An 18,915-nucleotide genomic window follows, 5' to 3' on the forward strand; every position below is an offset into this window, starting at 1 on the left:
CCGCCGGGGCGTCCTATTCTCCGGAGCGCCCCCGCGTCAGGGCCTTCAGCGCGCCCCGCACCGTCCGCACGTCCTGCTCCGTCATCGCCATGCGGTGGAGCATGTCGCGCATGTTGCGGGCGATGATGTCGCGCTTCTCGGGCGGGTAGAAGCCCGCCCCGCCGAGCGCCGCCTCCAGGCTGCCGAACAGGGAGAGCAGGGCTTCCCGGGTCGCGGGGGGCGAGAGCATCTCGCCCGTGAAGGGCAGCCGTGCCCGGCCGCTGGCGCGGCGCCACGCATAGGCTGTCAGCAGCACCCCCTGTGCGAGGTTGAGCGAGGGGAAATCCGGCGAGACCGGAAACGTCACGATCGCGTCGGCGTAGGAGACCTCGTCGTTGGTGAGCCCGACGCGCTCGCGCCCGAACAGCACGCCGACGCGCTGGCCTGCGCGGGCGCAGACCGCCTCCATCGCCTCCTCGGGCCCGTAGACCCGCTTCATCTGCCCGCGCTCGCGCGCCGTGGTTGCGAGCACGTGGTTGAGGTCGGCGATGGCCTCCGGCACGCTGGCATGGACGGTCGCGGCGTCGAGGACGTGCGTCGCGCCCGAGGCCGCCTCCCGCACGCCCTTCTTGGGCCAGCCGTTCTTCGGGTTGACGAGGCGCAATTCCGAAAGGCCGAAATTCGCCATGGCGCGGGCCGTCATGCCGATATTCTCGGCGAGCTGCGGCTCGACCAGGATGATGGCGGGGGCGACGCCCGGCGGGATCTCGAGGCTCTTCATGGCGGACCGGCTGTGGGGAACGGCAGCCTCCCTACCAACCAAACCGCTCGGCACTAAGGGGAAAGTTGCGCCGCGGATGGTGCGCGCGGACATCCCGGCCTATGGGATCCCCCGCCCGCCCGAGGAGGCCGGCACGGGAAACGCACACGATGGCGCGCTGGCTGTTCAAATCCGAGCCCTCGACCTGGTCCTGGGACCAGCAGGTCGCGGCGGGCGCGGCCGGCACCTTCTGGAACGGGGTGCGCAACCACCTCGCCAAGAAGCAGCTCATGGCGATGCAGGTCGGCGAGCAGGGTTTCTTCTATCACTCGAACGAGGGCAAGGCGGTGGTCGGCATCGTGGAGGTGATCCGGCCCTACTACCCCGACCACACCGACGAGACCGGCCGCTTCGGCATGGTCGACGTGCGCGCGGTCGAGGCGCTGCCGCGCCCGGTGACGCTCGACGCCATCAAGGCCGAGAGCGCCCTGAAGGAGATGGTTCTGGTCAACAACTCGCGCCTGTCGGTGCAGCCGGTGACCGAGGCCGAATGGGCGCTGATCCGCCGGATGGGCGGACTGGATTGAGGCCGAGGCCGTCCGGCCTAGGCTAGCTCGCCGACCGGGCCGGTGCTCTCGAACTCCGCCTCGTCGCCGACGAGGTCGGTCACCGCGATGGCGAGGCGCCGGCCGCTGCGCAGGCGCAGCTGCGCGTCGGGCTCCAGCCAGATCGGGCGCAGGCCGGCATGCCGGCCTCTCAGCGTCCCGTGGGCGACGAGTTCGTCCCCCCGGCGCTCCAGCAGGACCCGGTAGCGCACCCGCACCGGAATGCAGCCCTCCGCCGAGACATGGCCCAGCCCCGTCAGCGTCTTAAGGACTTCGTTCGGTTCGGCCATCGGACGCGACGCGGGAGGGCGGGAGGAAGCGGCAACCCGATTGCCGTTTAATCCCGTCCCCGCCCGCTGTCACGCCGTCGTCCGCGACAGAGTGGGGGGCCTGTCCCTAATCCAGGGCGCGCACGACGATGCGGCCGCCCTCGGCGGAGAGCGCGAGGCGGCCGTGCTTGAGCGCCAGCGCCTTCTCGCCGAACAGGGCGCGGCGCCAGCCCTGGAGCAGCGGGATCTCCGCCTCGTCGTCGTCCGCCACGGCTTCGAGGTCGTCCACCGTCGCGATGATCTTGGGCGCGACGCCCTCGTTCTCGCTCACCGCCTTCAGGAGCACCTTCAGCAACTCGACGAGGGCGCCGTTGCCGCCGCCGCGGCTGCGCGCCCGCTCGGGCAGCCGGATCTCGGAGAGGTCGCGGGCGAATCCCTGCTCGACCGCCGCCAGGATCTCGGTGCCGGTGCGCGAGCGCTCGAAGCCGGCAGGGATGGTGCGCAGGCGCCCGAGCGCCTCGACGCTTCGGGGACCCGCGGTGGCGATGTCGATCACCGCCTCGTCCTTGAGGATGCGACCGCGCGGCACGTTCCGGGCCTGCGCCTCGCGCTCGCGCCAGGCTGCGACCTCCATCAGCACGGCGATCTCGCGGGGCTTGCGCATCCGGCCCGAGAGCCGGCGCCAGGCGTGCGCCGGGTCGGCCCGGTAGGTGTCCGGCGAGATCAGCACGCCCATCTCCTCGTCGAGCCAGGCGCCGCGGTCGGTGCGCAGCAGCTCGCCCGCCAGCTTCTCGTAGACCTTGACGAGGTGAGTCACGTCCGAGAGCGCGTAGGCGAGCTGCGCGTCCGAGAGCGGGCGGCGCGACCAGTCGGTGAAGCGGGACGACTTGTCGACCTTGGCCTTGGCGACGTCGTTGACGAGCTGCTCGTAGGAGACCGAGTCGCCGTAGCCGCAGACCATGGCGGCGACCTGCGTGTCGAAGAACGGGTGGGGCAGGATCTCGCCCATCAGCCAGATGATCTCGAGATCCTGGCGGGCGGAGTGGAACACCTTGACCACGCCCTCGTCGGCCATCAGGTCCAGGAAGGGCTTGAGGTCGATCCCCTTGGCGAGCGGATCGACCAGCACGCCCGTCCCGTCCGGCGCCGCCATCTGGATCAGGCAGAGCTTCGGGTAGTAGGTCGTCTCGCGCATGAACTCCGTGTCGACGGTCACGAAGGGCTGTGCGGCGAGCCGGGCGCAGGCGTCTTCGAGCGCCTGTGTGGTGCTGATCAGGTCCATCTTCCGGCTATACCGGAGGTTTTCGGGCTTGGGGAGCGGCGCGCCCCGGCCCTCCCCAGCGCGCATCGTCCCGAGGGTTAAGCGAGGCGTTCGAGCGCCGCCTCGCGGCGGGCGCGGGTCTGGGCGCGCGTCCGCCGGCGGTGATCGCGGGCCTGCTCGCGGCGCTGCGTCTCGGCCCGGGCCATCAGCCAGTCGAGGATGCCGCCCTCCAGCCGCTCGCCGGTCGCGGTGTCGGTGAGGCGGCGGATGCGGTCGACCCGGAAGCCGCGGTAGCCGCCGCGGCCCGGGTCGATGCCGCCGAGTAGGGTGCGGCCGGGCCCGAGCTTCAGCTCGCGCGCCGCAACGGTGCGGCGGCTCCAGACCCCCTGCCCGTCCTCGTAGACCAGCTCGAACCGCCCTTCGAGCGGCAGGAGATGCCAGGCCGGGGAAGCCGGCGCGGCGGGCTCGGGCCGGACCGCTGAAAAATCGGAAAACACATGCGCGTTCATGGACATCATATGGGGATCGACCCCTGATTCCGGTAGTCTCCGGGGCCCGGAATCGCGGCCCGCGCTTGACTTGGTGAGCCTCCCGTGAATGGTGCCGGCCTCGTTCCCGAGAGCCTGCCATGCACCGTTACCGTACCCACACCTGCGGGGCGCTCCGCCCGTCCGACGTCGGCGACACCGTCCGCCTCTCTGGCTGGTGCCACCGCGTTCGCGACCACGGCGGTGTGCTCTTCATCGACCTGCGCGACCATTACGGGCTGACGCAGTGCGTGGTGGATTCCGATTCCAAGGCCTTTCGGGCCGCCGAGGCCGTGCGCTCCGAGTGGGTGATCCGCATCGACGGCCGCGTGCGCACGCGGCCCGCCGGCACCGAGAACGCCGATCTGCCGACCGGCGCGGTCGAGGTCTACATCGACGACCTCGAGGTGCTGGGCGCGGCGGCCGAGCTGCCGATGCCGGTCTTCGGCGACGTCGAGTATCCGGAGGAGACGCGGCTGCGCTACCGCTTCCTCGATCTGCGCCGCGAGAAGCTGCACGCCAACATCATGAAGCGCGGCGCGATCATCGACGCCCTGCGCCGCCGCATGCGCGACGGCGGCTTCTTCGAGTTCCAGACGCCGATCCTGACCGCCTCCTCGCCGGAGGGCGCGCGCGACTTCCTCGTGCCGTCCCGCCTGCACCCGGGCAAGTTCTACGCGCTGCCGCAGGCCCCGCAGCAGTTCAAGCAGCTCACGATGATCGCGGGCTTCGACCGCTACTTCCAGATCGCGCCCTGCTTCCGCGACGAGGACGCGCGCGCCGACCGCTCGCCCGGCGAGTTCTACCAGCTCGATATCGAGATGAGCTTCGTCACGCAGGAGGACGTGTTCCAGTCGGTCGAGCCAGTGCTGCGCGGCGTGTTCGAGGAGTTCGCGGAAGGCAAGCGGGTCACGAAGGACTTCCCGCGCATCACCTACGCGGACGCGATGCTGAAATACGGCGTCGACAAGCCGGACCTCCGGAACCCCCTGATCATCGCCGACGTCACCGACGAGTTCGCCGAGGAGGCGGTCGAGTTCAAGGCGTTCAAGGGCGTGATCAAGTCGGGCGGCGTGGTCCGGGCGATTCCCGCCACGGGCGCCGCTTCCCAGCCGCGCTCCTTCTTCGACAAGCTGAACGACTGGGCCCGCTCGGAAGGCGCGCCCGGCCTCGGCTACATCGTGTTCGAGGACGAGGGCGGCACGCTCACGGGCCGCGGCCCGATCGCCAAGTTCATCCCGGCCGAGATCCAGGCGCGCATCGCCGAGAAGGCCGGCGCCAAGGCCGGCGACGCGGTGTTCTTCGCGGCCGGCCCCGAGGCGAAGGCGGCTGCGCTCGCCGGCAAGGCCCGCATCCGCATCGGCGACGATCTCGGCCTCTGCGACAAGGACCAGTACGCCTTCTGCTGGATCACCGACTTCCCGATGTTCGAGTGGAACGAGGACGAGAAGAAGATCGACTTCTCGCACAACCCGTTCTCGATGCCGAACTTCGACCACGAGGCCTTCCTGAAGCTCGGCGAGGCGGACGCGGAGACGATCCTCGGCATCAAGGCCTTCCAGTACGACATCGTCTGCAACGGCATCGAGCTGTCCTCGGGCGCGATCCGGAACCACAAGCCCGAGATCATGGAGAAGGCCTTCGGGCTCGCGGGCTACGGCCGGGACGTGCTGGAGGCGAAGTTCGGCGGCATGCTGAACGCGCTGCGCCTCGGCGCCCCGCCCCACGGCGGCATCGCGCCCGGCGTCGACCGCATCGTGATGCTGCTCTGCAACGAGCCGAACATCCGCGAGGTGGTGCTGTTCCCGATGAACCAGCGCGCCGAGGACCTGATGATGAGCGCGCCCTCCGAGGCGACGCCGAAGCAGCTCCGCGAGCTGCACATCCGGCTGAACCTGCCGGAGAAGAAGTAGGCGCAATGCCCAACCCTCCCCCTCTGCGGGGAGGGTGCCGCGGTGGTTCACGTGCAAGACCTCGTCGCGATCGTCGTCGCCCACGACAGCGCCCACGCCCTGCCCGACTGCCTCGCGGCGCTGCGCGCCGAGGGCGTTCCGGCGCTCGTGGTGGACAATGCCAGCCGCGACGGCTCGGCCGATCTCGCCGAGCGCCTCGGCGCCCGGGTCATCCGCAATCCCCGCAACGAGGGCTACGGCCGGGCGAACAACATCGGCATCCGCGCAGCGGAGGCTTCCTACGTCCTCGTCGTCAACCCCGACCTGATCCTCCGGCCCGGTGCCGTGGCGGGCTTGCGCGCGGCGGCCGCGTCCTACCCGGATGCCGGACTCTACGCCCCGCGCATCGTCGAGCCCGACGGGCGCTTCTTCTTCCAGGCGCAATCCTTTCTGGCGCTCTACCTCCGGAACCCGCAGGGCCGCCGCGACCCGCCCGAGGGCGACGCCTGCGCGCCCTTCCTGTCGGGCGCCTGCCTGATGGTGGAGCGCGCCCTCTTTCTCGAACTCGGCGGCTTCGACGAGGCGATCTTTCTGTTCTACGAGGACGACGACCTCTGCCGCCGTGTGGCCGATGCGGGGCGCGCCCTCGTGCACGTCCACGCCGCGGAGGCGCTGCACGGGCGCGGGCGCTCCTCGGCGCCGGAGCCTGGCCGGGTCTTCCGCGCGCGCTGGCACATCGCGTGGTCGCGGGCCTACGTCGCCCGGAAATACGGTTTGCCGGATCCGAGCCCGGGCACGCTGCTGACGAACGGCCTGAAGGCGATCCTCGCGCTCCTCGTCCTGCGCCGGGCCGGCTGGGAGCGCTACGGCGGCGCGGCGGCGGGTGCCCTGGCGGCGCTGCGGGGACGGAGCGCCCTGGCGCGCGAGGGATTGACGGAGTCTCGATGAGCGCCCTGCCCCCGCCGGCCGCCCTCGCCCGTGCCGCGCGGCTGCTGGCCGCGCACGGCTTCCGGGAGGTCGCCCGCAACGAGCGCGGTGACAGCCTCTACCTTGCGGAAGGCGACAGCCCCTGGCGGCTGCGCCTCTCGAACCACGCCCGCACGCCGAAGCAGCGGCGCGGGCATCCGGAGGTGCTGGCGAGCCTCGTGGTCCGGGCGCCCCGGACGGAGGCCCAGGTCGCCACCCTGGTCGAGGCGGCTTTGCGCGACTACGCGGGCGGGCTCAGGCGCGTCGCGGCTCAGGCCTCGGAGGCGGCCTCGGCATCGCGAAAGTAAGGCTCGACCGGGCCCTTCAGCTTCACCGTCATCGGGTTGCCGGCCCGGTCGAGCGTCTTGCCGGCCGAGAGACGCACCCAGCCCTCGCTGACGCAGTACTCCTCGACATTGGTCTTCTCGACGCCCTTGAAGCGCACGCCGACGCCGCGCTCCAGCAGCTTCTCGTCGTAGTACGGGCTGTTCGGGTTGGCGGCGAGGCGGTCGGGAGGCGTGTCGGACATGGGTCTGTACGTCTGCTGGGATGCGATCCCCGCGGGTAGGCGATTCAGGGCGCCCGCGCAACGGCGAGCGCCGCCAGCAGGTCTTCGGTGCGGGCGCTGCACAGAAGCGGCACGAGGCCGCTCACCGTCGCGTGCGGCAGGTCCCACCACGCCGCGTCGAGGAGCGCGCCGATCGTATCCGCGTCGAAGCGGGTGCGCACGACGCGGGCCGGGTTGCCGGCCGCCACCGCGTAGGGCGGCACGTCGCGGGTCACCACCGCGCGCGCGGCCACCACCGCGCCGTGGCCGATCGTGACGCCCGGCAGGATCAGGCAGCCGGAGCCGAGCCAGACATCGTGCCCGATCGTCACGTCGCCGCGGGCGACGTGGTAGTCATCCGGCGCCCGCGCGTCGGGGAAGAGGCCCTCCATCGCGGCGAACGGGTAGGTCGTCGCCCACTCGAGGCGGTGGCCGCCGCCGAGCAGGATCTCGACCTTGTCGGCGATGGAACAATAGCGGCCGATCGTCAGGCGCCGGCCCGATTCCGGGAAGCGTACCTTGGGCCGCCCGTAGGAATAGGCGCCGATGGAGAAACCGTAGCGCCGAACCAGTTTCGCGAGGTGGATTCGTGTCTCGTTGTTCGGGTTGCGCCCACTGCGCAGCCGGTGCAACAGGGCCTTCAACGGGCGCCGCCGAGAGGTGCGCGCATGGGCTGAGAGCGAGCGGGAGAGAGGGCCATGGCCGACAATATGTCCGAGGACCTGAAGTCCGGGGCGCTCGTCTACCATCGCCTGCCCAAGCCCGGAAAGCTGGAGATCCAGGCCACCAAACCGCTCGGCAACCAGCGCGACCTCGCGCTCGCCTACTCGCCGGGCGTGGCCGCCGCCTGCATGGCGATCCACGAGGATCCGCAGGAGGCCGCGACCCTCACGATCCGCCAGAACCTCGTCGCCGTGCTGTCGAACGGCACCGCCGTGCTCGGCCTCGGCAATATCGGCCCGCTCGCCTCCAAGCCCGTGATGGAGGGCAAGGCGGTCCTGTTCAAGAAGTTCGCCGGCATCGACGTGTTCGACATCGAGGTCGACCAGCTCGACGTCGACAAGCTCGTCGACGTGGTCTGCGCGCTGGAGCCAACCTTCGGTGGTATCAACCTGGAGGACATCAAGGCGCCCGAGTGCTTCGAGGTCGAGGAGCGCTGCCGGGCCCGGATGAACATCCCGGTCTTCCACGACGACCAGCACGGCACCGCGATCATCGTGGCGGCCGCCGTCCTCAACGCGCTCGAACTCGCCGGCAAGAACCTCACTGAGGCCAAGATCGTCACCTCGGGCGCCGGCGCGGCGGCGCTCGCCTGCCTCAACCTCTTGGTCTCGCTCGGCGCCAAGGTCGAGAACATCACGGTCACCGACATCAAGGGCGTGGTTTATGCCGGCCGCACCGAGCTGATGGACCGCTGGAAGGACGTCTACGCCAAGGAGACCGAGGCGCGGACGCTCGCGGACGTCATCCCGGGCGCCGACATCTTCATCGGTCTCTCGGCGGGCGGGGTCCTGAAGCCCGAGTATCTCGAGAAGATGGCCGAGAAGCCGCTGATCATGGCGCTCGCCAACCCCTATCCGGAGATCATGCCGGATCTCGCCGAGAAGGCGCGGCCGGACGCGATGATCTGCACCGGGCGCTCGGATTTCCCGAACCAGGTCAACAACGTCCTCTGCTTCCCCTACATCTTCCGCGGCGCACTCGATGTCGGCGCCCACAAGATCAACGAGGAGATGAAGATCGCCGCCGTGAAGGCGATCGCCGCGCTCGCCCGCGAGACGCCCTCGGACGTGGTGGCCCGCGCCTACGGTGGCGAGGCCCGCCCCTTCGGCCCCCGCTCGCTGATCCCGAGCCCGTTCGACCCGCGCCTGATCCTGCGCATCGCGCCGGCCGTCGCTAAGGCCGCGATGGATTCGGGCGTCGCCGGCCGGCCGGTCGCCGACATCGACGCCTACGCCGAGTCGCTGGACCGCTTCGTGCACCGCTCGGGCTTCATCATGAAGCCGCTCTTCTCGAAGGCCAAGGAGGCGCCCAAGCGCGTCATCTACGCCGAGGGCGAGGACGAGCGGGTGCTGCGCGCCGTCCAGGCGCTCGTCGAGGACGGAGTGGCCAAGCCCATCCTGGTCGGGCGCCCGCGGGTGGTCGAGACCCGGCTCAAGCGCTTCGGCCTGTCGATCCAGGAGGGCCGCGACTTCGAGCTGATCGATCCCGAGGACGATCCGCGCTACCGCGCCTACGTGCAGACCTATCTGGAGGTCGCGGGCCGACGCGGCATCACGCCGGAGGCCGCCCGCACGCTGGTGCGCACCAACACCACGGTGATCGGCGCGATCGCGGTCCGCCGCGGCGAGGCCGACGCGCTGATCTGCGGCCTCGAGGGTCGGTTCGAGACGCGCCTGCGCATCATCCGCGACGTGATCGGGCTGAAGCCCGGCCTGACCCAGTGCGCCGCGATGAGCCTCATCGTCACCAAGAAGGGCGCCTTCTTCCTGGCCGACACCCATGTCCGGCCCGATCCGACCGAGGACGAGATCGTCGAGGTCGCGCTGGCCTGCGCCAACCATGTCAGCCGGTTCGGGCAGACCCCGAAGATCGCGCTGCTCAGCCACTCCGATTTCGGCCAGTCCGACACGACCTCGGCCCGGAAGATGCGCGCCGCGCTGGAGACGCTGCAGGAGCGGGCGCCGAGCCTGCAGGTGGACGGCGAGATGCAGGCCGATTCGGCCCTCTCCGAGCTGATCCGCGACCGGGTCCTGCCGGGCTCGCGGCTGAAGGGCTCGGCCAACGTGCTGATCTTCCCGAACCTGGACGCGGCCAACATCGCCTTCCAGTTCGCCAAGGTGCTGGCCGACGCCCTGCCGGTCGGCCCCCTGCTGATCGGCCCGGCCAAGCCCGCCCACATCCTCACGCCCTCGGTGACGGCGCGCGGCATCGTCAACGTGACGGTGGCCGCGGTGGTCGAGGCGCAGGGCGGTGAGGTCGATGCGGGCCGGGACGCCGCCGAGACCGGCGCCGGACTCCAGGCGGAGTAGGGGCGCTTCCGGCGAGCCGGCCGCGTCCCGCGGGGCGCGGGCTCCGGCTCCCGCGCGGCAACCGGAAGATCCGTGACGAAGGGGCCCCGCGGAAGCTGTGCGGCGGGGCCGGGAAGCTTGCCAGGCGGCCCGCTTGGTGCTCCGCTCCGGGCATGCCCCCTGCCCCGCCGACCGACGACCTCGACCTCAGCCTCGATCTGATCGCCCGCGCCCATGCGGTGCCGGTCCCGGACGACGAGACCGCCCTGAAGCTCCTCACCGACGAGGAGCTTCGGCCCGGGCTCGACGCGATCATCGCCGACCGCGCGGGCGGGGACGATCTCTGGGTCTTCGCCTACGGCTCGCTGATGTGGCGGCCGGAATTCGCCTTCGCGGAAAGCCGGCTCGGCACCGTGCGGGGCTTCCACCGCCGCTTCTGCCTGCTCCAGCGGCGCTTCCGCGGCACGCCCGACAGGCCGGGCTTCGTGCTGGCGCTGGACCGGGGCGGCCTCTGCCGCGGCGTCGCCTTCCGGCTCACCGGCACGGACCCGCACCAGGTCCTGATGCCGGTCTGGCGGCGGGAGATGCGCGGCATGGGCTACGTCGCCCGCTGGCTGCCGGTCGTGACCGAGACCGGCACGGTCCCGGCCCTCACCTTCCTGGTGAACCGGGCGAGCGACCGCTACAGCGGGCGCCTCACCGACGCGGAGATCGCCGACCGGATCGCGGCGGCCTGCGGGAATCTCGGCCCCAGCGCCGAGTACCTGTACCGCACGGTCGAGGCCTGCGCGGCGCTCGGCATCCGGGACCGGCACCTCTGGTCGCTGCAGAAGCTCGTGGCCGAGCGGCTGCGCGCGCAGATCGCCCTCACAGCTGGTCCCGCTTGAGCGCGACCGACGCGCGGCCGCCGTGGTGCTCGGCATCGGGGTTCCGCAACTCGCGGAAACCCGGCGTCTTGCCGGTCGTCAGGAGGACGAACAGCGTCAGCGCCAGCACAACCTTGGTCCGCATGGTCCCGAACATCCCGCATCCCGGGCGGCCGGCTCCCGGCATCGCCCGCGCCATCGCCGGGCCCGCTCGTGGGCGCTGCGGCGACGTCTCAAGCACGGCTGTTTAGGCGCCCCAGCGGACGGCGGACCTGCGCTGGCGCACACAGGGAGGCGCGCCGCCCGGTCGGTCCGCGGACAGAGTCAACGAAGGGTAAAGGCCGCGTGTGGCATATCGCCGGCCTGGGTCGATCGGCCCGCTTCGTCCGCTAGCTCCGGGCGCGCTCTCCCCCTCCCCCGCCTAAGCGAGCGCCGTGTCGAAGCCCATCAGCGACTACGCCATCATCGGCGACACACATTCGAACGCGCTCGTCGCCCGCGACGGCTCGATCGACTGGCTGTGCTGGCCCCGCCACGATTCGCCCGCCCTCTTCCTGAAGATCCTGGACGACCGGCGGGGCGGCTCCTGCTCGGTCGCCTTCGAGGGGCTGGAGCGCAGCACGCGGCGCTACCTGCCCGACACGAACGTGCTGGAGACCACCTTCGAGACCACGACCGGCCGGGCGGTGCTCCTCGACCTGATGCCAGTGAACCCGCCCGCCGCCGAGCCCGACGAGGGCCCGGACGGCGAGGGCGAGAGCCGGCTCCTGCGCCTCCTCACCTGCGTCTCCGGCCGGGTCTCCGGCGCCTTCCGGGTGCGGCCGACTTTCGACTATGCCCGCTGCCCCTGCGAGCCCGTGCAGGAGCCGCACTGGGTGCTGTTCGAGGCGGGCGAGCAGCGGGTGCGGGTGAGCGCGGGGCACGACCCGCGGGTCGAGGGCGACGCGGCGGTGAGCCGCTTCGCCCTCGCCGAGGACGAGAGCACCTATCTCGTCCTCACCCACGGCGAGGACGGCGCGAGCGCGGGCGTCGACGATTTCGCCGGCGCCAGGATGCGGGCCGAGGCGACGATCCGCTACTGGGAGCGCTGGAGCGCGCGCTGCACCTACCAGGGGCCCTACCGCGAGGCCGTGCTGCGCTCGGCACTCTGCCTGAAGCTGCTGACCTACTCGCCGACCGGCGCGATCATCGCGGCCGCCACCGCCGGCCTGCCCGAGGCTGTGCCGGGCAACCGCAACTACGACTACCGCTTCACCTGGATGCGCGACGCGACCTTCACGGTCACGGCCTTCGTGATGCTGGGCTACGTGCGCGAGGCCTCGGAATTCCTGCGCTTCCTGCGCGAGGCCGACGGCAGCTTCGGCCGCGACACCCGCCTCCTCTACGGCATCAACGGGCCGATGCCGCCGGAGGCGGCGCTGACCCATCTCTCCGGCTGGCGCGGCGTCGGCCCGGTGCTGATCGGCAACGCCGCCGAGCATCAGGACCAGCACGACATCTATGGCGAACTGGTCCGCGCGCTCTGCGTGTTCCTCGAAGCGGTGCGCTACGATCCGCCCGAGAAGGTCAACGACCGGCTGCCGGAGGTTCTCGACAACCTCACCCGCCGGGCGCTCGCCGCGCGGGATGTCGCCGACCACGGCATCTGGGAGCTGCGCACCGCGCCCCGCCAGCAACTGCACACCAAGGCGATGATCTGGGTGGCGCTGACGGACGCCGCCCGCATCGGCCGCAACATCCAGGGCGTGGCGCCGGAGACGATCGCGGCCTGGGAGCGCGAGGCCGACGCGCTCAAGGCCGAGTATCTCGACCGCTGCTGGAAGCCGGAGAAGCGGGCCTTCGTCGGCGCCTACGAGTCGGACCATCTCGACGCCGCGGTGCTGCGCGTGGTGCTGTTCGGCGCGATCGACCCGCAGGACCCGCGCACGCTCTCGACGCTCGCCGCGATCGAGGACGAACTCGGCGCGGGCGACCTGATCTACCGCTACCGCATGGACGACGGTCTGGAGGGGGACGAGGCGACCTTCACCCCGTGCGCCTTCTGGCGCGTCGGCTGCCTCGCGCTCGCCGGCCGCACCCGCGAGGCCAAGGCCGCGTTCGAGCGGCTGATCGCGCGCGGGAACGATGTCGGCCTGTTCGCGGAGGAGATCGACGCGGAGAGCGGCGAGCAGCGGGGCAACACGCCGCAAGGCTTCTCGCACATGGCGCTGATCAACGCGGCACTCCGCCTCCAAGCCTGCATCGACCGCTTCGGTCTGCCGGACGAGGAGCCGCCGCGGCGGGCAGCGGAGTGACGGGTTCTCACGCCGCCCGCCGCGGATCCCCTCTCCCCGCCATGCGGGGAGAGGGCCGCGACGACCCCGTCGTCGCGGCGAGGCGGCAGCCGACGGTGAGGGGGCTTGAACGAAGGAGCCTCCTCCGTCGAAGCCCCCTCACCGCCGCTCCGGCTACGCCTCTCGCTTCCTGTCTGCACGACAAGGTGCAGCCAGGCCTCTCCCCGCACGCGGGGAGAGGGGGGAGCCCAGCTGGTCGACCGGAAACCCGGCGCTCTAGCGCCCGCTCGACCCGAAGCCGCCGCTGCCGCGGCCCGAGCCGGTACCGCCCGCTCCCGCCTCGACCGCGAGGCGCGGCCGGGCGACCCGGGTGAACACCATCTGGGCGATGCGCTCGCCCGGCTCGATGCGGATCGGCGCGCCGGACGGATTCCGGTTCCAGGCCGAGATCAACAGCGGACCCTCGTAATCCGCGTCGATCACCCCGGTGCCGTTGCCCAGCACCAGCCCGTCCCGGTGGCCGCGGCCGGAGCGGGGCAGGACCAGCCCGCACCAGTGGGGATCGCGGATCAGCACGCTGAACCCCGCCGGGATCAGGGCGGGTGCGGCCTGCGGTTCCAGCAGGAGGGAGGCGTCCAGGCAGGCGAAGAGGTCGAGCCCGGCCGCCGCCGCCGAGCCCCAGTGCGGAAAGCCCCAGCCGGCGAGCCGCGGGTCGAGCAGGCGGATGCCGACCTCCGGCAGGTCGGGCGGCAGATCCGGCAGGTCGGGTCCCTGGCTCATGCCCCCTGCCGGGCGATCGCCTCGGCGAGGGTCAGCACGCGGCGCGCCTCGTCAGCGTGCAGGCGCTCGGCCATGCGGCCCCGGAAGGGAATCGCCCCGCGACCCCGGTTCTCGGGCTCCGCGAAGGCGGCGATCAGCGCCTCGGCCTCCGCGACCTCCTCGGGCGTCGGACCGAAGGCGGCGTTGGCCGCCGCGATCTGGCTCGGATGGACCAGCATCTTGCCGTCGAAGCCGCAATCGCGGCCCTGCGCGCACTCGGCCGCGAAGCCCTCCGCGTCCGTGAAGGCGTTGTAGATGCCGTCGATCGCGTCGATCTCGTAGGCGCGGGCGGCCGCGATCACGCTCATCAGCCAGGGCATCAGCGCGGCGCGGCCCGGCGCGAGGCGCAGCCGCGCCGCCTTGGCGAGGTCGTTCGGGCCGACGACGAGGCCGGCGAGCCGCACGTCCACGTCGCGGGCCGCGCTCGCGATGTCGGCGAGGTTGAGGATCGCGCCAGGGCTCTCGATCATCGCCCAGATCCGGATCCCGGGCGGCGCCTTCAGGCGGCGCAGGCGCGAGCCGACCGCGACCAGCGCCTCGGGCCCCGTCACCTTCGGGACCAGGATGCCGTCCGGGGCGGCTGGCGCAAGCGCCGCGAGGTCGTCCTCGCCGTGGTCGCCGTCGAGCGGGTTGATCCGCACCACCACCTCGCGGTGGCCGAAGCGCCGCTCGGAGACCGCGGCGGCGACCCGGGTGCGGGCCTCGCCCTTGGCCTCCGGGGCGACCGCGTCCTCCAGGTCGATCAGCACGACGTCGCAGGGCAGGCCGCCGGCCTTCTCCAGGGCGCGGGCGTTCGAGCCCGGCATGGAGAGGACGCTGCGGCGCGGGCGGATCTCGGTCATGGCGGGTCCCCGAGCGCTCTGGAATCGTCCGGCCGATACCCTTACGGCGGAACCGAGACAAGGCAGGAGGCGGGAGAGTGGCGCGTTGGATCGCCGGGCTCGACGGCTGCCGGGGCGCCTGGGCCGGCGTGCTTCTCGACCTCGACGACCCCTCGCGCCATCGCGCCGGCCTGTTCGCGACCGTCGCGGAGGTGCTGGACGGCCCGGAGGCGCCGGTCTGCGCCGGCATCGACGTGCCCATCGGCCTGCCCGAGCGCAGCGTCGGCGGCGGGCGCTCCGCCGACCGCGCCGCCCGCGCGCTGCTCGGGCCCCGCGGCCGCGCCAGCGTCTTCCCGGTGCCGCCGCGGGCCGCCGTCTACGCGCCCGACTACGAGACCGCCAAGGCGCTCTCCCGCCGTGACAGCGACCCGCCCCGCGCGCCCTCGATCCAGTGCTGGAACATCGCCCGCTACATCCGTGCGGTGGACGCGTTGCTGCGCGCCCGCCCCGAGCTGCGGGAGCGCCTGCACGAGGTCCATCCCGAGATCGCCTTCCTGTGCCTCAACGGCGGCGCCCCGCTCGCCGCCAAGAAGGGCGCGCAGCGGCAGGCGGGCCTCGCCGCGCGCCGCGCGCTGCTCCTCGCGGCGGGGCTTCCCCGGGGGATGGTCCTGGCGCCGCCGCCCAACGGCGTCGGCCCGGACGACCATCTCGACGCGATGGCGGGCCTCGTCGTCGCCCGCGACATCCTGACGGGCCTGGCCCGCCCGCTGCCGGACCCGTTCGAGCACGATGCCCACGGCCTGCCGGTCGTGATCTGGGCGCCAGGTGATCTGAGCGCCAGGTGATCTGAGCGCCAGGTGAGCGCCCGGCTGGATCCTGATAGAGGAGGCCGCATGAGCGACACCCTGCCGATCCGCCACATCGCCCGCGCCCTGGTCTTCGACCCCGACGACCGGCTGCTCCTCATCGCCTACCAATCCGTGCATGCCCGCAACCCGGACGGCACGCCGAAGGTGTTCTGGTTCATGCCGGGCGGCGGGCTGGAGGCCGGCGAGAGCCATGTCGAGGCCTGCCGGCGCGAGCTGACGGAGGAGATCGGCCGCGAGACCGAGATCGGGCCGCAGATCGGCGTCTGCGACGGGCCGTTCCGGCTGTTCAAGCAGGCGCGCGACGCGCGCGAGCGCTATTTCCTGGTCCGCCTGCCCGACGCGGAGGTCGATACCAGCCGCCTCGCCGAGACGGAGGACAATCCGCTTCTCGGCACGCGCTGGTGGAGCATGGAGGAACTGTCTTCGACCGCGGAACACATCGAGCCCGCCGGACTTGCAGACTTGGCGCGCGCGGTGGCTACAGGGATGATTCCTGTAGAGCCCGCCGTTCTGTCATGGCGGGACGTCTGAACCGGCAGGTCCCGCGGCAATCGCCAATCGGCCGATCCATTCGTTTGCAGGAGATTCCATGTTCCCCGAAGCCCTGACCGCGGGTTACCGATCCTTCCTGTCGGACCGCTTCCCTCAGGAGAGCCGCCGCTTCAAGCAGCTGGCCACCAGCCAGGCCCCCGAGGTGCTCGTGATCAGCTGCTGCGACAGCCGCGTCGCGCCGGAAGCGATCTTCGACGCAGGCCCGGGCGAACTCTTCGTCGTGCGCAACGTCGCCAACATCGTGCCCCCGCACGAGACCGGCGGCCAGTATCACGGCACCTCGGCGGCGATCGAGTTCGCGATCCAGGCGCTGGAGGTGAAGCACATCGTGGTGCTGGGCCACGCCACCTGCGGCGGCATCAAGGCCTTCGCCAACAAGGCCGAGCCGCTCTCACCCGGCAACTTCATCGGCAAGTGGGTCTCGCTGGTGGCGCCCGCCGAGGCGAAGGCTGGCGATTCCTCGGCGCCCGACTACCTCACCCGCCTGGAGCACGCGATGGTGAGCCAGAGCCTGGAGAACCTGCTGACCTTCCCGTTCATCAAGGAGCGGGTCGATGCGGGCAAGGTCCAGCTCCACGGCGCCCATTTCGGCGTGGCGACGGGCCAGCTCCTGGTCCGCGATCCCGAGACCGGCGATTTCGCCCCGGCGGTCGACGGGGCCGGGCAGGCGATCCGCCCCTCCGCGATGATGAGCTGCAACTGACGCGACAGGCCTGAGCCCTTTCCCCGTGAGGGGGAAGGGCACTCCTTCTCCCGCACACGGCCGGATCCGGCTTCACAAAATGAGAAGAGCGGCTGGCGCTATGCGCCCGCCGCTCTTCTCGCCTGTCGGAAGGATCCCCGGCCCTGAGGCCGGGGGTCTCGCGCCTCACATCGAGCGGGCGCCCGGGAGACGCTGGGCCTCCTGGTAGTGGTGCTGGTAGACCGGAAGGGCCTGCTGGGCGTAGGCGCGCAGCGCCGGGTTCGGGCCCGAGGAGGCGTAGGCCTGCGTCATGCCGATGGCCATCTGATGCGACTGCAGCTGCTGGCTGACGTAGAGGCGGTCGAAGCGCGGGCCTGCCGGGGTGGCGGAGAGCTCGGCCAGCATCGCCTGCTGCTCGGGGCTCGGCTGCACCACGGTGCCGGCCGTGGTCTCGACGTCCATGGCGCCCATGCGGCTGCCGACCGCCGCGCCACGGGCCGCGCCGCTGCCGAGGCCCTCGAGGCCACCGACCGGGCCGCCCTGGAGCGTGCCGCCGACCACGCCGGCCGCCGCGCCCGTGGCCGCGCCGACCGCGCCGCCCGCGACCGCCAGCGGCGCGCCGATCAGGCCGGCCGGACCGGCCATCGGACCGTTGTTCATGCCGCCGCCCATGAGCGCGTTGTTGGCGGCGCGATGGTCGCGGATCGCCTCCTTGGCGTAGGCGCGGATCTGCGGGTTGCGGGACTTGGCCAGCGCCATCTGGCCGGCCTGGATCTCGAAGGCGTTCGCCTGCATGGCCTGGACGCGGTAGTCCATCATGCCCTGCGCCATGGCGGGGACGGAGACCGCGACGACGAGCGCGGAGGCGACAGCATAGGTCTTGAACATTGCGAACCTCGAATAAAGACAAACTGCGCGATGGCCGGCCAGCTTGAGGCGGCGCGACCTGGAGCCGCCCGGAATGACGGCCTCGCTTCTGCCCTAGAACGGAGGTTGTGCGGGTTTGTTCCTGGCCTCCCCGGAGGATTTTCATCTTGTTGCGGTCCATCGCGCGGGGATTAAGATGAGGCTCGACGGGATACAGATCCTGCGCGCGGCGGCCGCCCTGATGGTCGTCCTGCACCATCTGCGGCACGAGCTGGCCGGGCTCGGCCTCGCCGCGGACGTGCTGGCGAACCTGCCCGGGTGGGCGGGGGTGGACGTGTTCTTCGCCATCTCGGGCTTCATCATCGTGCACGCGACCGGGCCGGCCTACGACGTGCCCGGCGGGCGCCGCCGCTTCCTGGCGCACCGCGTCGCCCGGGTGGTGCCGCTCTACTGGCTGGTCACCCTCGCCTACCTCGCAGTCGCGCTCGCCCTGCCGCGCAGCCTCGGCGATGCCGGGGCCGCGGCAAGCGATCCGGCTTATCTCGCCGCCTCGTTCCTGTTCTGGCCGGCGGCCCGACCGGACGGCAGCCTGCAGCCCCTCTACGGCCTCGGCTGGACGCTGAACTACGAGATGCTGTTCTACGCCGTCTTCGCGCTCTTTCTCGGGCGTGGGCGGCGCGCCACGGTCGTCTGGACCGCCGCCGTCCTGGCCGGCCTCGTGCTGGTCGGGCGGCTGGCCGCGCCCGAGGCCGCGCCGCTCCGGTTCTGGTCGGACCCGATCGTGATCGAGTTCCTGTTCGGCGCCGCCATCGGCCTCGCGCGGGAGGCGGGTCTCCGGTTCGCCCCGCCCGCGCGCCTCGCCCTGGCGGCGGCCGGGATCGTCGGCCTCGTCCTCCTGGGCGGCGACGAGGTCGCGGGGTTCGCGCGCCCGCTTCGCGCCGGCCTCCCGGCCGCCTGCCTCGTCGCCGCCCTCGCCCTCGCGGGGCCGTCGCCGCGTCCGGCCGCCTGGATCCGGCCCTTCTCCCGGCTCGGCGACGCCTCCTACGCGCTCTACCTCGTCCATCCCTTCTGCCTGCGCGCGCTCCGCGAGGCGCTGGTCCGCACGGGGCTGGCAGTGCCCCTCGGCGCCTGGGGCGTCGGCGCCCTGATGGTTGCGGCAAGCGTCGCCGCGGCCCTCCTGACCTACCGGCTGGTCGAGCGCCCGGCCACGCGCGCGCTGCGCGGCCGCCTCGACCCGGGCGGGGCGGGGGGCTGCCGTCCCTCAAACTTTGTGCGCGGGCGCGAGGCCTCTGTTTTCCGCGGGCCGGAACCGCACTAGCCTCCGCCCGATCGCCGCAGGCTTGAGGACC

The 18,915-nt window shown here is 72.0% G+C and carries 21 protein-coding genes; 11 read left to right on the top strand and 10 right to left on the bottom strand.

Going from position 1 to position 18,915, the window contains the following annotated elements; genetic code table 11:
• Positions 1-13: 13 nt before the first annotated feature.
• Positions 14-760, bottom strand: a complete 747-nt coding sequence (locus DK427_RS20470) for an RNA methyltransferase (protein WP_109952896.1) — start codon at positions 758-760, stop codon at positions 14-16.
• Positions 761-909: 149 nt separating this feature from the next.
• Between DK427_RS20470 and DK427_RS20475 the strand changes: the two genes are divergently transcribed.
• Positions 910-1,326 carry an EVE domain-containing protein gene (locus DK427_RS20475; protein WP_109952897.1) on the top strand — a complete coding sequence of 139 codons (417 nt, stop codon included), beginning with the start codon at positions 910-912 and terminating at the stop codon, positions 1,324-1,326.
• 17 nt (positions 1,327-1,343) lie between these two features.
• Here the strand turns inward: DK427_RS20475 and DK427_RS20480 are convergent, their stop codons facing one another.
• The 3 genes from DK427_RS20480 to DK427_RS20490 all read right to left on the bottom strand — a co-directional run bounded on the left by DK427_RS20480 (position 1,344) and on the right by DK427_RS20490 (position 3,383).
• On the bottom strand, positions 1,344-1,634 hold the full coding sequence (locus DK427_RS20480; protein ID WP_109952899.1) for a hypothetical protein: 291 nt from the start codon (positions 1,632-1,634) through the stop codon (positions 1,344-1,346).
• Between the two features lie 106 nt (positions 1,635-1,740).
• On the bottom strand, positions 1,741-2,895 hold the full coding sequence (rnd, locus tag DK427_RS20485; protein ID WP_109952902.1) for a ribonuclease D: 1,155 nt from the start codon (positions 2,893-2,895) through the stop codon (positions 1,741-1,743).
• A 77-nt stretch (positions 2,896-2,972) separates the two neighbouring features.
• On the bottom strand, positions 2,973-3,383 hold the full coding sequence (locus tag DK427_RS20490; protein WP_245930661.1) for a hypothetical protein: 411 nt from the start codon (positions 3,381-3,383) through the stop codon (positions 2,973-2,975).
• A gap of 119 nt (positions 3,384-3,502) precedes the next feature.
• On the opposite strand from DK427_RS20490, the gene aspS reads away from it, so the two are divergent.
• From aspS to DK427_RS20505, 3 genes are read left to right on the top strand one after another with little or no spacing between them, the layout of a single operon-like run.
• Positions 3,503-5,314, top strand: coding sequence for an aspartate--tRNA ligase (gene aspS / locus DK427_RS20495; RefSeq protein WP_109952904.1), 1,812 nt, complete (start codon positions 3,503-3,505; stop codon positions 5,312-5,314).
• A 51-nt stretch (positions 5,315-5,365) separates the two neighbouring features.
• Positions 5,366-6,241, top strand: coding sequence for a glycosyltransferase family 2 protein (locus DK427_RS20500; RefSeq protein ID WP_109954288.1), 876 nt, complete (start codon positions 5,366-5,368; stop codon positions 6,239-6,241).
• Positions 6,238-6,567 carry a hypothetical protein gene (locus DK427_RS20505; RefSeq protein ID WP_109952907.1) on the top strand — a complete coding sequence of 110 codons (330 nt, stop codon included), beginning with the start codon at positions 6,238-6,240 and terminating at the stop codon, positions 6,565-6,567. Before DK427_RS20500 ends, DK427_RS20505 begins: the two co-directional genes overlap by 4 nt.
• Here DK427_RS20505 and DK427_RS20510 read toward each other — a convergent pair.
• Both DK427_RS20510 and DK427_RS20515 read right to left on the bottom strand, forming a co-directional pair.
• Positions 6,531-6,788: a DUF3297 family protein gene (locus DK427_RS20510; RefSeq protein ID WP_109952909.1), complete on the bottom strand. Its 258-nt coding sequence runs from the start codon at positions 6,786-6,788 to the stop codon at positions 6,531-6,533. The two genes, DK427_RS20505 and DK427_RS20510, sit on opposite strands and share 37 nt — an antisense overlap.
• A 44-nt stretch (positions 6,789-6,832) precedes the next feature.
• Positions 6,833-7,438 carry a CatB-related O-acetyltransferase gene (locus tag DK427_RS20515; protein ID WP_109952911.1) on the bottom strand — a complete coding sequence of 202 codons (606 nt, stop codon included), beginning with the start codon at positions 7,436-7,438 and terminating at the stop codon, positions 6,833-6,835.
• A 66-nt stretch (positions 7,439-7,504) separates the two neighbouring features.
• Here DK427_RS20515 and DK427_RS20520 point away from each other — a divergent pair, with 66 nt between their 5' ends.
• Together DK427_RS20520 and DK427_RS20525 are read left to right on the top strand one after the other, a co-directional pair.
• A complete protein-coding gene (locus tag DK427_RS20520; protein WP_109952913.1) occupies positions 7,505-9,838 on the top strand; it encodes an NADP-dependent malic enzyme in 2,334 nt (777 codons plus the stop codon).
• A gap of 152 nt (positions 9,839-9,990) precedes the next feature.
• Complete coding sequence (locus tag DK427_RS20525) at positions 9,991-10,704, top strand: gamma-glutamylcyclotransferase (RefSeq protein WP_109952915.1); 714 nt, start codon at positions 9,991-9,993, stop codon at positions 10,702-10,704.
• Here DK427_RS20525 and DK427_RS26795 read toward each other — a convergent pair.
• On the bottom strand, positions 10,685-10,828 hold the full coding sequence (locus tag DK427_RS26795) for a hypothetical protein (RefSeq protein ID WP_204165203.1): 144 nt from the start codon (positions 10,826-10,828) through the stop codon (positions 10,685-10,687). The two genes, DK427_RS20525 and DK427_RS26795, sit on opposite strands and share 20 nt — an antisense overlap.
• A gap of 289 nt (positions 10,829-11,117) precedes the next feature.
• On the opposite strand from DK427_RS26795, the gene DK427_RS20530 reads away from it, so the two are divergent.
• On the top strand, positions 11,118-12,977 hold the full coding sequence (locus DK427_RS20530) for a glycoside hydrolase family 15 protein (protein WP_109952917.1): 1,860 nt from the start codon (positions 11,118-11,120) through the stop codon (positions 12,975-12,977).
• A gap of 255 nt (positions 12,978-13,232) precedes the next feature.
• Here DK427_RS20530 and dut read toward each other — a convergent pair whose 3' ends face one another.
• Together dut and DK427_RS20540 are read right to left on the bottom strand one after the other, a co-directional pair.
• A complete protein-coding gene (dut, locus tag DK427_RS20535) occupies positions 13,233-13,736 on the bottom strand; it encodes a dUTP diphosphatase (protein ID WP_109952919.1) in 504 nt (167 codons plus the stop codon).
• Positions 13,733-14,617, bottom strand: a complete 885-nt coding sequence (locus DK427_RS20540; RefSeq protein ID WP_109952921.1) for an HpcH/HpaI aldolase/citrate lyase family protein — start codon at positions 14,615-14,617, stop codon at positions 13,733-13,735. The genes dut and DK427_RS20540 overlap by 4 nt, the downstream gene beginning before the upstream one ends.
• Before the next feature lie 77 nt (positions 14,618-14,694).
• On the opposite strand from DK427_RS20540, the gene DK427_RS20545 reads away from it, so the two are divergent.
• The 3 genes from DK427_RS20545 to DK427_RS20555 are packed head-to-tail and all read left to right on the top strand — an operon-like array spanning position 14,695 to position 16,720.
• Positions 14,695-15,441: a DUF429 domain-containing protein gene (locus DK427_RS20545; RefSeq protein ID WP_109952923.1), complete on the top strand. Its 747-nt coding sequence runs from the start codon at positions 14,695-14,697 to the stop codon at positions 15,439-15,441.
• Positions 15,442-15,489: 48 nt separating this feature from the next.
• The gene (locus tag DK427_RS20550) at positions 15,490-15,996 is read left to right on the top strand and encodes an NUDIX hydrolase (RefSeq protein WP_109952925.1); all 507 of its coding nucleotides are present in this window, start codon (positions 15,490-15,492) and stop codon (positions 15,994-15,996) included.
• Between the two features lie 58 nt (positions 15,997-16,054).
• Positions 16,055-16,720, top strand: a complete 666-nt coding sequence (locus tag DK427_RS20555; RefSeq protein WP_109952927.1) for a carbonic anhydrase — start codon at positions 16,055-16,057, stop codon at positions 16,718-16,720.
• Between the two features lie 165 nt (positions 16,721-16,885).
• Here DK427_RS20555 and DK427_RS20560 read toward each other — a convergent pair whose 3' ends face one another.
• Complete coding sequence (locus DK427_RS20560) at positions 16,886-17,587, bottom strand: DUF4142 domain-containing protein (RefSeq protein ID WP_109952929.1); 702 nt, start codon at positions 17,585-17,587, stop codon at positions 16,886-16,888.
• A 175-nt stretch (positions 17,588-17,762) separates the two neighbouring features.
• Here DK427_RS20560 and DK427_RS20565 point away from each other — a divergent pair, with 175 nt between their 5' ends.
• Positions 17,763-18,884, top strand: a complete 1,122-nt coding sequence (locus tag DK427_RS20565) for an acyltransferase family protein (RefSeq protein WP_204165204.1) — start codon at positions 17,763-17,765, stop codon at positions 18,882-18,884.
• Positions 18,885-18,915 lie beyond the last annotated feature (31 nt).

This window comes from Methylobacterium radiodurans (genome assembly GCF_003173735.1).
Taxonomy (GTDB): Bacteria; Pseudomonadota; Alphaproteobacteria; order Rhizobiales; family Beijerinckiaceae; genus Methylobacterium; species Methylobacterium radiodurans.